This window comes from Chitinophagales bacterium (assembly GCA_017303835.1).
Taxonomy (GTDB): domain Bacteria; phylum Bacteroidota; class Bacteroidia; order Chitinophagales; family Chitinophagaceae; genus JAFLBI01.
Genome location: JAFLBI010000001.1, coordinates 2,541,231 through 2,556,326, shown reverse-complemented (window position 1 = coordinate 2,556,326; position 15,096 = coordinate 2,541,231). Strand labels below are relative to the sequence as shown.

Here is a 15,096-nt window from a genome sequence, read left to right as displayed (position 1 = left end):
AAAGTTTACCTTTGCGAAGCGTCATGAGTCAGATACTAGATATCGCACTGAAAACCATTGAATTAGAAGCTAGCTCAGTTGCTGGTCTTCAATCATTTACCGATGCTTCTTTCGAAGCCATTGTGCAACATATCCATGATGCCAAGGGTAGGCTGGTGATCAGCGGTATTGGCAAAAGTGCCATCATAGCCCAAAAGATTGTAGCCACCCTCAATTCTACCGGTACCCCATCCCTTTTTATGCACGCAGCAGATGCCATCCATGGCGATCTGGGCATGGTGCAAAAGGAAGATATCGTATTGATTATCAGCAAGAGTGGAGAAAGTCCAGAGATCAAAGTACTGGTTCCACTGATCAAAAATTTTGGCAATACTTTGATTGCGATGGTGGGTAATGTGGACAGTTATCTGGCCATTTCAGCCGATCATGTGATCAATACAACAGTTACACAGGAAGCTTGCCCTAATAATCTGGCCCCAACCAGCAGTACCACTGCGCAAATGGTCATGGGCGATGTGTTAGCGGTATGCCTCATGCACCTGAACGGATTTACCGGTAACGATTTTGCCCGTTTCCACCCCGGTGGCAATCTGGGTAAGCGACTCTTTTTACGAGTGGCCGACCTTTATGTGCACAATGCTGCACCCATGGTTACAGCTGATGCTTCACTGAAAGCGGTGATTGTAGAGATTACCGAGAAAAGACTGGGTGTAACGGCAGTTGTGGATAGCCATAAGCAAATCCTTGGCATTATTACCGATGGTGATTTACGCCGCATGCTGGAAAAAACCCATTCACTGGAAAATATCACTGCAGCGAGCATCATGTCGCCTAACCCCAAAACCATTGCACCTGAAGTGCTTGCAGTAGACGCACTGGACCGCATGCGCAACAACGATATCACACAATTACTGGTTGCATCTGACGGAAAGTATTTGGGTGTATTGCATTTGCACGACTTAGTAAAAGAAGGTATCGTTTAATAACATAATTTGGCACTCCAAACGTTATATAATCCAAATCCAAAACCAAAACAGCACCAATGAACAAACACCATTATGTGGCCATTATGGCCGGCGGTATCGGAAGCCGCTTCTGGCCTAAGAGTCGCACAGCCTATCCCAAACAATTTCTCGACATTCTGAATACCGGCAAAACCCTCATTCAATGGACGTTCGAGCGTTATGCATCTTTTATTCCCAAGGAGAACATCTATGTGGTTACTTCTGACGAGTATGTATCTATTGTAAAAGATCAATTACCAGATATACCGGTAGAAAACATACTTGCTGAACCCAGCAGAAAAAATACAGCCCCTTGTGTGGCATATATCTCATACAAGTTGCTGCAGAAAGATCCGGAAGCTGCGCTGATTGTAGCACCAAGCGATCACATGATTCTGGATGGCGAGACTTACAGAAACATTGCTACCAAGGCATTGGATTTTGTATCTCACATCAAATCACTCGTAACCCTGGGTATCAAGCCAACACATCCCAATACTGGTTATGGCTATATCCAGTATGATACAGCAGCTGTAGCTGAGAATATTTTCAAAGTAAAAACCTTCACAGAAAAACCTAGTCTGGAAATTGCTAAGACCTTCCTGGCCAGTGGCGATTTTCTCTGGAATGCCGGCATTTTTGTTTGGCAGGTGAAGAATGTGGTAAAAGCTTTCGAAATGTATCAGCCGGAAATGGCTGAATTATTTGAAAACGAAAAAGGCCATTTCAATACTGCAGAAGAGCATGCTGCTATCAACCGCATCTATCCATTGTGTACCAATGTGTCTATTGACTATGCCATCATGGAGAAAGCAGATAATGTGTATGTGATTCCATCTTCCTTTGGCTGGAGCGATCTTGGCACCTGGAACAGCGCTTACGAGAATATGGAGAAAGACTATCTCGGCAACGCCGTAGCCAGCAATAATGTGATAGTGATTGATGCCAGCAATTGTATGGTGAATTCTTCTCCGGACAGATTACTGGTATTACAGGGATTGGATGATTTTATTGTGGTTGACACCAAAGATGTATTGCTCATCTGCAGAAAAGAGAAAGAGCAGGCCATCAAGGAATATGTTGCTGAAGTAAAACGCAGCAAGGGCGATAAATACCTGTAAAAACTAAAGACTGTTAGTGTAAAAGTCCTGCCAAAGCAGGACTTTTTTATTGCAATCTGCTGATCATCAACTAATTTGGGGACAATCATTTCCTGCACATGCTTAGAACAGTGATCACAGGCAGCGGAGCCTATATTCCGCCGCATATCAAGACGAACAGAGACTTTACTGTACATGATTTCTATGATGAAGCGCATGAGCGCATTCATGCAGCACCTACTGATATCGTTGAAAAATTCCGCGACATTACCGGTATTGAAGAAAGACGTTATGCCGGAAATGAATTCAATGCATCAGACATGGCTACGATTGCAGCCAAACATGCGATTGAAGATGCAGGTATTGATCCTGAAACGATTGATCAAATCATTGTTGCTCACAATTTTGGTAATGTAGTAAAGCATACCATCCAAACAGATGTGCTGCCCGCATTGGCTTCACGTGTAAAACACGAACTGAATATCCAGAATCCTGCTTGTGTAGCTTATGACATCTTATTTGGCTGTCCGGGTTGGATACAAGGTGTGATTCAAGCTGATGCTTTTTTCAAAGCAGGCATGGCCAAGCGTGCTTTGGTGATTGGCACAGAAACACTCAGCCGTGTGATTGATATTTATGATCGTGACAGTATGATTTTTTCTGATGGAGCAGGTGCAACCATTCTGGAGTACAAGGAAGTTGAAGAAGATGGGCCCGGTATTCTGGCTTCCAGTGTGATGAGTCATTGTATTGATGAAGCCTTCTATTTGTACATGGGTAAATCCAATTTCCCGGATTCTGACCCTCGTGTTCGTTATATTAAAATGAAGGGCAGAAAAGTGTATGAATACGCTATGAAGCATGTACCTGCAGCCATGAAAGCCTGTATTGAAAAAGCAGGTGTGGAAGTTGGTCAAGTAAAGAAATTCTTCCTGCACCAGGCCAATGAGAAAATGGATGAAGGTTTTATCAAAGCCCTCTACCGTTTATATGGCATGAAAGAGATTCCGGCAGATATTATGCCGATGAGCATTCATAAGCTGGGCAATAGTTCTGTGGCTACCGTACCTACTTTATTTGATCTGGTAAAAAGAGGTATCCTGGATGAACACAAGTTAAACGCAGGTGATGTGGTAATGTTTGCCTCTGTAGGTGCCGGCATGAACATCAATGCGGTTTGTTATCGCTACTGATCAGTATTCGGCCAAGGCAGTACTAAAGACATCAGGGCTGAGTGATTCCTTGCTACAAGCTGATAGCATTTCCTGAACGGTAGCCAAATCTGTAACGGGCATCACGGGTGTATGGTATGGTTCAGCGGGAACCTGTAGTACCAGCATGCTGATCAAAATCGCTATTTTCAGGTAAGTAGTCATGATTGCAGTACCAAAGCTCACTATTTACAGCAGTTCAGTCAATCACATAAATATGTGAAAGCATTAAAAAAGAGAGGTCCTTACAGGAACCCCTCTCTTACCTTAACCAAACTGCTATATGAATCTAATTGCACAACAAATCTATCCACTAGAATAGCCCTGCACAATCGCATAAATATGTGAAAAATCAAAGTCCTCTGCCACCTGTTAGCAAACGGAATATGGAAGGCGAGATTTTTTTAAGCAAGAGCCCAACACCGATACAGATTGCTAATACAAGAAGCGGCGTCAGAAAATAAGTCAGTAATCTGTAATAGGTAAATCCATCCAATATAGAAAACAGCCAACGGGTGAGAAATGAAATCATGGGTGCATGAAAACCATAAATAAAGAAAGCAAATCCTGACAACCAGATAAACCATTGCTGCTGTATACACCACTTCACCACCACATCTGCTCCATACCAAATAGCAACAATACCTGAAACAATGGTAATACTATGCAGCATATGCAAAGCAATAAATGTGTTCATTGATTCAGGATCCAGTTCAAAAGCCATAAAGCTTTTAATTACAGAACTAGCTACATATACTAGAAAACAGATGTATAAACTCAGCCACCTGGGCTTGCGTTCAATATTGAAGTTTGCTTTTTGGAGATAAACACCCAGCGAGAAAAAGAAAAGCCCCTGTCCACCAATAAAAATAAAATTGAAATAACTCAACCACAAAAAAGCAGTAATGCCAATCCAAATCCATGGATACCTTACTACCATCCATCTGATCAATGGATACATGAGGTTATACATGAATAAGGCGATAATAAACCAGAGCTGAAATGAAATAGGTGCTAAGAGCCATCTCTCCATAACGCCCCACCAGCCAATTTGCTCATACAGTCTATTATCATTCATTTGATCAAGCTGAGCCGCCAGTACAAATTGATAGGTATATGTGCTTCGCTGCAGTACAAATGTCAACAACAAACCTAAAGCACTCCACAGCAGATAGGGCACAAGAAGTGTCATCACTCGCTTCCTAGTTCTCTCCCAATAAGGTTTGTTATCCTGCAAAGCATAGATATAGCCTGAGATCATGAAGAGGAGTGGAATTCTAAAGCGCAGCAAACCATTAGAGACCAGGTATTCAAAAAAAGCAGTAAAAGTCAGCGGCTCCTTAACCGTAGAAAAAGGTGTAAGGTAGGTCTCCTGCAGATTATACCCATGCACAAATAGCAGTAATACAATACATACAAAAGTGTAAAAGCGGAACTTCTGGCTGAGAACGCGGCTGATTTGCATAATTGCTATACAATTTTATCCTTGAAAGCTTTGGCTACTGCTTCGCTTTTACTATTCACGTGAAGCTTTTCATATATCTTCTTGATATGTGAACGAACCGTATCAATAGCAATAAACATTTCTGCTGCAATCATTTTATAACTGTATCCATTCACCAGAAACTGTAATACCTGTTTTTCTCTTTCTGAGAGATTATAATCTTCTCCTTTCTCATTATGTAAACTAGAAAACATCTTCAGCACCTGCGTAGCAATACTTGCCGTCATGGGTGCGCCACCGCTGGCCGCTTCAGCAATATATTCCAGCAGTCTTGCCGGCGGTGTTTTCTTGAGAATATATCCGTTTGCACCGCTACGAATGGCTTCGAATACATTTTTGTTATCATCAAAGACGGTTAGCATGAGTACTTTAACATCTGCATGTTGTTCGCGTATTTTCTTCAGGCCCTCAATACCATTGGTGCCGGGCATATCAATATCCATCAGCACAATATCCGGTTTGAAAGCTGCCACTTCATCCTGCACATTATTGCAGTTCTTAAAAGCAGCTACTACACTAAACCCATCACTACCATCAATCAACATGGTAAGCCCTTCTCTGAGCTGTGGATTGTCTTCGTAGATCAATACTTTAGTCATATGACAATGTTTCAATATTTACAAAACTACACCATGCGCACACCAGCATAAACCGCATAAACATGTGCATTATGCAGTGGGGATGCGCATTTCCACTGTTGTGCCTGCTCCGGGTTTGCTTTTAATCTTAAAAGCAGCATGCATGGCATCGGCCCTTTTCTGCATATTACCCAATCCATTCCCACTATCTGCCAATGCAGGGTCAAAGCCCTTACCATCATCACAAACCTGCATCAGCAGCAATCGCTGTTCTACACTGAGGATTAGCTTAACAGTTGCAGCACCTGAATACTTTGCCGCATTATTGATTGCTTCTTTGAATACCAGGTAAAAATCTCTTCTGGCTTCCATATTCAGCGCTACATCATAAACTGCATCATCTATCTGAAAATCTATTTCTATGTCTTTGGCTTCCAACACATTGGTAGCAAACTCCCGCATCCTGGCTACAATTTTGGCCATACTATCGTTAGAAGGCTTAATGCTCCAGACAATATCGTCCATCGCATCCATCATCCGCTGGCTATTATCGCTAATCTTACTAATGTATTCATTGGCCTTGGCAATATCCGTCCCAATCTTTGTCTTAGCCATCGAGCTCAGGATATTGATGGTACTGAGCGTACTACCCATATCATCATGCAAGTCTCTAGCCACTCGGTTGCGCAATTTTTCAACCGCAAGTAATTTGTTTACCCGAAGCCTGTGAATAAAATACAAGACCAGTAAAAACAGGAATAGTATAAAACTGATAAACCACTTTGTTAGCCAAAACGGAGGCTTAATCTCAAAACTGAATTTGGTGACATTCACAGATTTTACGCCATCGATATTTTCTGCATATACACTAAATACATACTTGCCCGGAGGTAATAAATTATAATTGACTTGCCCTTGTCGGTTTACAGCTTCTACCCATTCCGCATCAATGCCTGATAAATGATAATAGTAAGTGAGTTTATCTTTTTGCTGATAACTTAAAGAAGAGAAGTAAAAGACAAAGCTATTCTGATTGTGCTTGAAATAAACCCTGGGTAAGCTTGCCAAAGAATCTACCGGAACAAACTTGTTGAACAAGCGGATATCGGTAATCACTACATCCGGCGGCCTCTGCTTTGTTTCAAATACGGTTGGACGGAAAAACAACAAAGCGTTACTGCCTGCAAACATCACATAGTTTTCACTACAGAGATAATCTGCTTCAATGGTAAGACCGGCAGAAGTAATGCCATCACGCTTACCATAGGTGGTAAATCGTTTGTTTACAGGATTGTACCTGCAAAGACCATTTCTGGTATTGATCCACAAATAGCCTAAATGATCTTTTCTGATGCGCAGCACTGAATTGCTTGGTAATCCATTTTCTACTGTTAACCAAGTTACTTTTCCTGTACGCTTATTGATAAAGTTCAATGGACCAGCAGCATACACTAAAACACTATCGTTTAGCTCATCCATATCCGTAGAAATATCCTGAAACAATTTACCGTAGGGTGATTGTGTATTGAAATAACGCACCACTTTGGATCCATTGGGCGATAGCTCATACAAACCTTCCTGCTCTGTATTCACCCAGATAGCACCTTGCTTATCAATCAAAATTTTCCGGATAATACTTTTGAACTGTTGCTGCAGACTGAATGACTTACCATCATACTTAATAATATGTCCGCGCTGTGTACCCATCCAGATATTTCCTTGTTGATCACAGGTGATATATCGGATGGTTGCATTATCCGCAACAGCACAAACTTGAAACGATGTTTTTTGTGTTGCTGGATCATAAACCATGTATCTACCCCCCTGACAGCCAATCCATATTTTTCCATCCGTATGCTGATAGAGTGTCCAGGTTTGTCGATACTGAATCACACTCACTGGATCCAAAGCCGGCATCGCTTTGTAAATATTTGCCTCATATTGCTGAAAACGATTGGTGAGTGTTTGTACACCCTTACCCCATGTACTCAACCAATACTGTCCGGTTTTAAGCTCAAGAATATCTGTAAACTCGTATGGCTCGTTACTTGATCGTGGTTTAAAAATAAAATTCACCACGTCCATTGAGCTATTGGTCTCCAGCGTATAGTACAATCCGTTATCCGTACTGATCCATACACCGCCATCTTTATCCTGCATTACCTGATGTACATAGGCGTATTGGATCTGGTTATTGGATGTTTCCGCATGTGTAAATACAAACTTGTTGGTAAAAGCATCCAATACATACAGGGCATTTGCACCATACATCCAGATTACACCGCGCTTGGTTTCTGTGATATAGCGCATTTCCTGATAACCCCTGTTTTCAGCAAGACCAAATGTATCTTTTAAAGGACGACCCTGTTCATCGTAACACCTTCTTTCGTGCTTTTTCTGCCACGAGAACAACCAGAATCTACGCTTCTGATCAATTGCCAATTCTGATAAGCCCGGGTTTATTTCACGAATAGCCAGTACTGGATGTTTGGCTGCATGCTGCCTAGAATTATATGCTCGCTTTGTAGGGATATCGAATAAGACAAGTCCGCTATCAGGACAAGGAATCCACCATTGCTTTTTCAGTGTGTCTTCATAAGCTGAAATAGTGGGCGTCCAGCCTGCTGGTAATTGAAAGGGATTATTATCAATGAATGCATTTCGCTTTTCATCAAAACTGAGAACCCCATATTTCGTGATGAATAAATACATGCTGCCGTTTGCAGCAGGCATCATTCGATAAGCAGCACGTACCGGCAATTCGCCCTTGGCATGTACACCAATACGTTCATACCGTAAGTGTACTGGATCAAAAATGCCAAATTCTCTGCGCGCACTAAAAAACAAGATTAAACGGCCATCCCTGAAAGGAACAATCTGTGTAAGGTCTCCAATAGGCAGTTCATGCTGACTGCTTGAAGTTGTTCCAAAACTGATAAACTTATTGCCATCAAATCTCTGTAATCCATTGGCCGTACCAACCCAAATAAAACCACGGGCATCCTGATACGTAGCAAAAACCACATCTGATGCAAGCCCCAAACCATCGTCTTTACCTATGCGCTGGTAGGTATAACTCTTCTGCCCAAAAACTGGCAGAACAACCCAGCAGGTAATGATGGTGAGGAATATTCTCATGCAGAACAAATCTAATAAGCTTATTTGGAGCAACCTGCACCTCAAAGCTAAAACCACATCTTTATGTGGTACCTAAGTTTCCAACCTGAAATTTTCAAACCAAGTTTATCAATAACAGTAAGGCTCTCCGGCTAATACAGCAAAATTACTTATTGCCCATTTTCACACAGTTGTGCGGTTGTTCTGCCCTTTAATCATGATGACATTTGAATCGTAAATCATTCATCACCGCCACCCTGTGGCAAAAAACAAAGAACTATGAAAAGAATAATGGTAGGTGTAGCAGCTGTGCTGTTTTCCGGAGCGGTGATTGCCAGTCCGCTCGGCGATTCAAAAAAAGAAAACGCCTCAGTAGCAAAAGAGGTAAAAATTGGTTCAGATTATTATAAAATCGTAGTTGACGATGATATTGATCTGGCCCTTGTTGAATCCAGTGCCAAAGACATGAGCATACTGGCTAAGGGTAATACACATCAGGATGTAAACTGGAAAATCAAAGAAGGTGTTTTGTATTTGAGCAGCAACGCGCATTCATTAAAAGACAAAGTGAAGATTACACTCGCTGTCAATAAACTAAGACAGCTGGTTGTTAATGGCGCCTCTGCAGTTCACTCAATCGGTTACCTGCAATCACCCGGTATCAGTGTAACCATTAATGGCGATTGCAAGGTAACTATCCAGAATAGGGGTGCTATTGAGCTGAAAAGAACACCTGATACCGATATGGAGGTCACCAATGCTATTGGGGCTGTTTATGTAAGAAACAATTAGTATTTCATGAAGCAACCGATGATCCCCGCCAAATGGCGGGGATTTTTTTGCCCTGAATATGTGATTCATCTTTCACAAAAACTGCTTTAATGCCGGTATCTGCTGTTGAATTCACCCAATCATGCGATTGCACCCCCTTGCGCCTTGATAGATATTTGCACTGTCAACAAATTCATCAAATACAACTCATTCAATATGAAAGGTAAATACATCACGAGCGCACTGATCATCGCTGTGCTTTCGGTCAAAAAGTAACCCGACAATTCTCACTCGATATATCTAAAAACCGGAATCCTGTTCTGGTTTTTTTAGCATTTTTTTTTCTGCTAAAGGCAACTTTTTGGTATCAATATTGGTCATATATACAGCCGGATACCCGGTTTAAAGAGCAAAAGCAACGTATGAAAAACATCATCTACTGTATTTCAGACCAACTCACGATTCTGAGTTATCTGCTGAAAACAAACGACCGTGGATGCAATATCCACCACCTTCTGTAAAAAAATCCCGCCAAAACAAGGCGGGATTTTTTGATTTTCAGTAATTTCAAATAACCATTGTTATGTTTAACAATGTCCCCCAATAGGTCCCACCCCCGGGACCTTGCCTTTTTTTAGACCTACTTCATTCCGGGTTGCTTCAATTGCCAGTTTTGCTTTTTCTTTTCAGCATCTACCAGGGCTTTCACATCTGCCAATAATTTCTTGGCATCATAAACAATACCATCTTTAATGGTGTACTGAACACCACCTCTGCGGACAACACTATTGTCTGCAGCCAATTCAATAGCACCTGTACCATACAGGGTTTGCAGATTCTGTAAAGGGTTTGCTTCCACAATCACCAGATCAGCCAGCTTACCCACTTCAACAGAACCCAATTCTTTTTCAGCGCCCAAAGCTTGTGCACCATATAAGGTAGCAGAGCGAATTACTTCGAGAGGATGAAAGCCTGCTTCACGCAGCAATTCCAATTCACGGATATAACCAAACCCGTAGAGCTGATAAATAAAACCATTATCTGAACCTGCTGTAACACGGCCACCTCTGTTTTTATACTCATTGATGAAGGTCATCCACAGCTGATAATTCTTTTTCCATTCTACTTCTTGTTCTGTACCCCAACTATGCCAGTAAGAACCATGTGATGTTCTGCTAGGCGCATAAAACTTCCACAAAGAAGGCAGGGTATAGTCTTCGTGCCACTCTGCTCTTCGGGCACGCATCAGATCGCGGTTGGCATCGTAAATATTGAAAGTAGGGTCAAGTGTAAAGTCCAGATTGATCAACTCATTCATTACTTTATTCCAATGCTCGCTATAAGGCGCAGCTGCCTGCTTCCAAAGCTTACCCGCTTCTTCAAATCTATTTTGCTCATTGTTATAATTATAGCCTGCAGGATATTGCTGAATGGTTTTATCTGTAAACAATGCTTCAGGTAATCCATACCAATGCTCCATAGAAGTGAGTCCGGCTTTAGCCGAATTCAGCACATTCCATCTGGCTACATCTAATTGTGCGTGGTGGCAAGCAGAACGTAAGCCCAGCTTTTTGTTTTCGCGCAAAGCTGCATCCATCACTTCAGGAGAAGCACCAAAAAACTTAATCCCGTCTGCACCTTTTTTCGCATTGTCATTCACCCAGGCACGTGCTTGTTCGGCGTTAGCAATAGCACTTTTACTTCCTTGACCAAAGGCTGTATAGGCATAGATACGCGGTGCTGTAATCTGATTAGCAGCGCTTTTCCGCTTGTGTTCTAATACCCATTCCAACCCATTACCACAAGATGGATCACGAATCGTAGTAATACCATGTGCCATCCAAAGTTTGAATACGTACTCTGCAGGCGTGCCTTGCTCTGTTCCACCAATATGACCATGCATATCAATCAATCCGGGCAATACAAACTTGCCTTCGCAGTTGATTTCTTTACCGCCTGCTTTTAGTGCAGGTCTTCTATTGGGATTGATTGGCGCACCTGGATTGCCCACTGAGCTGATCTGCACAATACGATTGCCCTCAACAACAATATCTACCGGACCAAAAGCCGGCGCACCCGTACCATTGATTAAAGTAGCACCACGGAGAATCAATTGCGTATAAGGGCCTTCTCCTTCTTTTCGCTCAGGAGATGAAGGAATCTGCGCAAATAAAAAAATAGGCAATAACAATGCTGTGATACAGCTAAGCAGTGTACGCATGTTGGTTGTTTTGAGCCTGAATGTACAAAACTGAACAGAATAAACAATCTGCTAAACCTGCTGTTTCTTAGTTTACATTATGATTCACTGGTTGATGAGTATACTACTGACAACTGCAACACCCACACATCAAAACGATAGTCTGGCACAAACAATCAGCGCCCAATTATTGTATGCAGTAAAGACCAACAAGCCTGCCGAATCATTGGTATTGCAAATTGCGCAACTCAACCCAGATACTTTACAGCAGTCACTCAAGGACGATGCCTCGAAAAAAACTTTCTGGCTGAATATGTACAACGCTTGGTATCAGTTATTAGCTGTTCAGTATCCAAAGGCAGGAAAAAAGATCTTCCGCATGAAGCAAATTCAGATTGCAGGGAGGCTCTATTCGCTAGATCAGATTGAGCATGGTATTCTCCGTAAGTATCGATGGAAGTACAGTCTCGGTTATTTTCCAAGTCTGTTTACACCAAAGCATATCCGGCAATCTGCTGTTGCAAGCATTGATTATCGCATACATTTTGCGCTGAATTGTGGTGCGAAAAGTTGTCCGGCCATTGCTTTTTACACTCCAGAAAAAATTGACCAACAGCTGGTATTGGCTACAAAAGTTTTCCTACAACAGGAAACTGTCATTGATGACGCTTCCAGAACCGTAACTACCACAAAGATCATTCAATGGTTTATCGGCGATTTTGGTGGCCGAAAAAAAGTACTGGAATTGCTTTCTACAATCACTGGCAAAGACCTAAGTGGTTACCGACTAAAGTTTGCACCTTATGACTGGACAAGACAGCTATTGTATTTTCAAGAATAATTAGCTGTGCATTAAAAGCATCACTGTAAAAACTGTCGGCAAAAAGCAATAAACTTTTCGCAGTCTGCATAATTGCTCATCAAGCCCAGTGATACCCGTATAGCACCGCGCATCTTACCCAAGAAATGCACTTTATCATAATGCGTATCTGTTCTAGAAGAATAAAACAAAGACAATTCTTCTGAGGTAATGCAATTGTTAATCTCATCAATACCTGGATTACAGAAACAACCCATACGTATCGATATACGCTGATGATTAGCTGCCTGCTCAATGGTTGACACATCCAGCTTTTCTCCTTTGGCACCAAAGAAATTGATGATGATGGTATAACCACGCGCTTCCATATTGTGCGGACCGAACACATGAATCAATGGTTGTCCCGTTTGGTGTTTCAGCGAGAGCAGTGATTGAATCAGGTAATCTGTTAATGCATGCAATCTGGTTCTTACTTGCTGCATGTTCAGCTCTTGCATCCAGTCTAACCCAATTTTAACAGCAGGGATAGAGAGAAAATTCACCGTGCCTTCTTCAAACCTTTCTTGATTATCTACCAAGAAAAATTCAGGCACGGTAACAGACACATAAGACACTGTTCCACCAGCAAACCAGGGTTTGTCTAATTTTTCAAAAGCTGTTTTCTTAATCAGCAATGCACCTATGCCCGTTGGATATCCAAACATTTTATAAAAAGAAAGGCTCACATAATCTGGTTGTACCATACTTAGATCCAATTCGCTGGAGGGCACATAAGCTGCTGCATCCAGTAATACATCCCAGCCTTGTTGTTTGGCTTTAGCAATCCAGCCCAAATCATGCTTTACGCCTGAGACATTGGATTGTGCAGGAAATGCAAATAGCTTGTGCTTCTTGTGTGGATGCGCTTGTAGTTTTTGTTGTAATACTTTTTCATCAATCCGTAAATCCTCCATGTACACAGGTGCATATTCAAATGTAGCGCCATGCCTTCTCGCATATTCACGAATACCGTTAACTGAATTGTGGTTATCGAACAAGAGCAAAAAATGTGCATGATGATCGAAGGGATAAGATTCACCAATGATTTTAAGCGACTGTGTTGCGTTGGATGTAAACACACAGTAATAATCTTTTGATGCGTGGAAATAGTCCAACACTGCCCTGCGTGTTGTTTCAACCAGCTGCGTTGCTTGTAAAGAAGTAGGATTGGTAGAATGCGGATTACCAAATACATGTGCCTGCAATACATCCATGTGTGCTTTTACCTGCGCTTGCGCAAATAGATTGGCACCGGTATAATCCAAGTACACTTGGTCTTGTGTATCCAGTAAAGAATATTCTTTAGCACGGATAGCATCAATATTTGTGGTAGCAGCATAATCAGGGTAACTGCTTAAGAAATCAGCATAAGACATAGCAATCATTGTGAGCGGGAAAATAGGGCTTTCCCTTTTATACAACTATGACTTAAAGCACAATGGCCTATTTTTTTGTTATAACCAGAATACTAACTGGTACAAGCACTGGAATATGCTGCTGACTAATTCGGATACCATTGCCTGTTTGCTCAAAAGCTATTGGCTTTCCATCAAAACTGGTTACACTGCTATAGTTGCCCGGAATCAATAAGTCAGCTGCTGGTTTTTGTAATACATGTATAAATACTGTTTTACCATTCTCAGTACTCACTACCCATGGTTGAGGTTTTACCGGGCCGCCGCGTGTACCATAAATACTTTGTCCATACTGTTGCATCCATGCGCCAACTGCTTTTAAAGTATCCTGAAACTCCTGTTGTACAACACCATTGGGCATGGGGCCTACATTGAGTAAGAGATTGCTGTTTCTGCCTGCTGCACCAACCAGGGTATGAATAATCTGCTGAACAGATTTATAATTTCTGTCTGTAATACGAAAGCCCCAAGGATCATTCATCGTGATACAAGATTCCAGCGGCAGCGCAGATGCAGATTGATAATTTAACCCGGCTTTATTTTCTCCGGGCAAGTCCTGTTCAAACATTTGAAAGTCTTCGCCTGGTATTGGATCAAGGTGATGATTATTCCCAATCATACATTGTGGCTGCAGGCGATGAATCAATCCATACAATTCATCGTATTTCCAGTTAATACGGGAGCTTCTATCGGCAGCACCCTCAGGATTGGTTTGATCCCAATGCCCATCTAACCAGATACAGGAGATGGGTCCATAATTGCTCAATAGTTCAGTCAATTGATTTTTCATGAATTGCAGATAACTATCATAATTACTCTTTTCAGTTCTGCCTGCTTTTTGCCCTGTTCTGCCTGTTTCATAAGGATAATCATTACGCGACCAATCCAATGTAGAATAATACAAACCCAGTTGTATACCATGCTGTTTGCATGCTGCAGCCAATTGCTTCAGCACATCTTTTTGATAAGGTGTATTGGTAATCTTCCAATCAGAAAACTTCGTGTCCCAGTTTGAAAATCCATCATGATGGCGTGTGATGAATACGATGTATTTCATACCGGCTTGCTTGGCCATGCGTACCCATGCATCTGCATTAAACTGAGCCGGATTGAAAATATGCTGCAGCTTTTGATAGTCGCGAAAAGGAATACCTTTATTTTCCATGACCCATTCGCCGTCACCCAATACACTGGATGCACCCCAGTGAATGAATAAACCAAACTTATTGTCTTGAAAAAAAGTACGCGATGCAAGCTGAGTGGTACTTGGTTGATACTGCTGTGCTGTAGCAACAGCGCCAACAATTAAGAAGAATAATGTAAGCAATTGTTTCATG

At 41.8% G+C, this 15,096-nt stretch carries 12 protein-coding genes; 5 read left to right on the top strand and 7 right to left on the bottom strand.

What is annotated here, in order from left to right:
- The first annotated feature begins 23 nt into the window (after positions 1-23).
- The 3 genes from J0L83_11550 (at position 24) to J0L83_11540 (ending at position 3,297) form a co-directional block, all read left to right on the top strand.
- Positions 24-983: a KpsF/GutQ family sugar-phosphate isomerase gene (locus J0L83_11550; GenBank protein MBN8665204.1), complete on the top strand. Its 960-nt coding sequence runs from the start codon at positions 24-26 to the stop codon at positions 981-983.
- A gap of 59 nt (positions 984-1,042) precedes the next feature.
- Positions 1,043-2,125 (top strand): NTP transferase domain-containing protein, encoded by a 1,083-nt coding sequence (locus J0L83_11545; protein MBN8665203.1) that lies wholly within the window; start codon positions 1,043-1,045, stop codon positions 2,123-2,125.
- A 98-nt stretch (positions 2,126-2,223) separates the two neighbouring features.
- On the top strand, positions 2,224-3,297 hold the full coding sequence (locus J0L83_11540) for a ketoacyl-ACP synthase III (protein MBN8665202.1): 1,074 nt from the start codon (positions 2,224-2,226) through the stop codon (positions 3,295-3,297).
- Here the strand turns inward: J0L83_11540 and J0L83_11535 are convergent, their stop codons facing one another.
- The 4 genes from J0L83_11535 to J0L83_11520 all read right to left on the bottom strand — a co-directional run bounded on the left by J0L83_11535 (position 3,298) and on the right by J0L83_11520 (position 8,535).
- Positions 3,298-3,444: a hypothetical protein gene (locus J0L83_11535; GenBank protein MBN8665201.1), complete on the bottom strand. Its 147-nt coding sequence runs from the start codon at positions 3,442-3,444 to the stop codon at positions 3,298-3,300.
- 223 nt (positions 3,445-3,667) lie between these two features.
- Positions 3,668-4,780: an acyltransferase family protein gene (locus J0L83_11530; protein ID MBN8665200.1), complete on the bottom strand. Its 1,113-nt coding sequence runs from the start codon at positions 4,778-4,780 to the stop codon at positions 3,668-3,670.
- 5 nt (positions 4,781-4,785) lie between these two features.
- Positions 4,786-5,418: a response regulator transcription factor gene (locus J0L83_11525; protein MBN8665199.1), complete on the bottom strand. Its 633-nt coding sequence runs from the start codon at positions 5,416-5,418 to the stop codon at positions 4,786-4,788.
- A 69-nt stretch (positions 5,419-5,487) separates the two neighbouring features.
- Positions 5,488-8,535, bottom strand: a complete 3,048-nt coding sequence (locus J0L83_11520) for a hypothetical protein (protein ID MBN8665198.1) — start codon at positions 8,533-8,535, stop codon at positions 5,488-5,490.
- Between the two features lie 258 nt (positions 8,536-8,793).
- Here J0L83_11520 and J0L83_11515 point away from each other — a divergent pair, with 258 nt between their 5' ends.
- Entirely contained in the window at positions 8,794-9,306 is a 513-nt protein-coding gene (locus J0L83_11515; protein ID MBN8665197.1) for a DUF2807 domain-containing protein, read from the top strand.
- Positions 9,307-9,925: 619 nt separating this feature from the next.
- Here the strand turns inward: J0L83_11515 and J0L83_11510 are convergent.
- Positions 9,926-11,506 (bottom strand): amidohydrolase family protein, encoded by a 1,581-nt coding sequence (locus tag J0L83_11510; GenBank protein ID MBN8665196.1) that lies wholly within the window; start codon positions 11,504-11,506, stop codon positions 9,926-9,928.
- Between the two features lie 94 nt (positions 11,507-11,600).
- Here J0L83_11510 and J0L83_11505 point away from each other — a divergent pair, with 94 nt between their 5' ends.
- The gene (locus tag J0L83_11505; protein MBN8665195.1) at positions 11,601-12,326 is read left to right on the top strand and encodes a DUF547 domain-containing protein; all 726 of its coding nucleotides are present in this window, start codon (positions 11,601-11,603) and stop codon (positions 12,324-12,326) included.
- Positions 12,327-12,346: 20 nt separating this feature from the next.
- Here J0L83_11505 and J0L83_11500 read toward each other — a convergent pair whose 3' ends face one another.
- Positions 12,347-13,720: an aminotransferase class V-fold PLP-dependent enzyme gene (locus tag J0L83_11500; GenBank protein ID MBN8665194.1), complete on the bottom strand. Its 1,374-nt coding sequence runs from the start codon at positions 13,718-13,720 to the stop codon at positions 12,347-12,349.
- 67 nt (positions 13,721-13,787) lie between these two features.
- Positions 13,788-15,095 carry an alpha-L-fucosidase gene (locus tag J0L83_11495; GenBank protein MBN8665193.1) on the bottom strand — a complete coding sequence of 436 codons (1,308 nt, stop codon included), beginning with the start codon at positions 15,093-15,095 and terminating at the stop codon, positions 13,788-13,790.
- Between the last annotated feature and the right edge of the window lies 1 nt (position 15,096).

What these genes read in the sequence shown, in the direction of transcription:
- J0L83_11550 (MBN8665204.1), top strand. Translation starts at nt 24, where the DNA reads ATGAGTCAGATACTAGATATCGCACTGAAAACCATTGAATTAGAAGCT.
- J0L83_11545 (MBN8665203.1), top strand. Translation starts at nt 1,043, where the DNA reads ATGAACAAACACCATTATGTGGCCATTATGGCCGGCGGTATCGGAAGC.
- J0L83_11540 (MBN8665202.1), top strand. Translation starts at nt 2,224, where the DNA reads ATGCTTAGAACAGTGATCACAGGCAGCGGAGCCTATATTCCGCCGCAT.
- J0L83_11535 (MBN8665201.1), bottom strand. Translation starts at nt 3,444, where the DNA reads ATGCTGGTACTACAGGTTCCCGCTGAACCATACCATACACCCGTGATG.
- J0L83_11530 (MBN8665200.1), bottom strand. Translation starts at nt 4,780, where the DNA reads ATGCAAATCAGCCGCGTTCTCAGCCAGAAGTTCCGCTTTTACACTTTT.
- J0L83_11525 (MBN8665199.1), bottom strand. Translation starts at nt 5,418, where the DNA reads ATGACTAAAGTATTGATCTACGAAGACAATCCACAGCTCAGAGAAGGG.
- J0L83_11520 (MBN8665198.1), bottom strand. Translation starts at nt 8,535, where the DNA reads ATGAGAATATTCCTCACCATCATTACCTGCTGGGTTGTTCTGCCAGTT.
- J0L83_11515 (MBN8665197.1), top strand. Translation starts at nt 8,794, where the DNA reads ATGAAAAGAATAATGGTAGGTGTAGCAGCTGTGCTGTTTTCCGGAGCG.
- J0L83_11510 (MBN8665196.1), bottom strand. Translation starts at nt 11,506, where the DNA reads ATGCGTACACTGCTTAGCTGTATCACAGCATTGTTATTGCCTATTTTT.
- J0L83_11505 (MBN8665195.1), top strand. Translation starts at nt 11,601, where the DNA reads ATGAGTATACTACTGACAACTGCAACACCCACACATCAAAACGATAGT.
- J0L83_11500 (MBN8665194.1), bottom strand. Translation starts at nt 13,720, where the DNA reads ATGTCTTATGCTGATTTCTTAAGCAGTTACCCTGATTATGCTGCTACC.
- J0L83_11495 (MBN8665193.1), bottom strand. Translation starts at nt 15,095, where the DNA reads ATGAAACAATTGCTTACATTATTCTTCTTAATTGTTGGCGCTGTTGCT.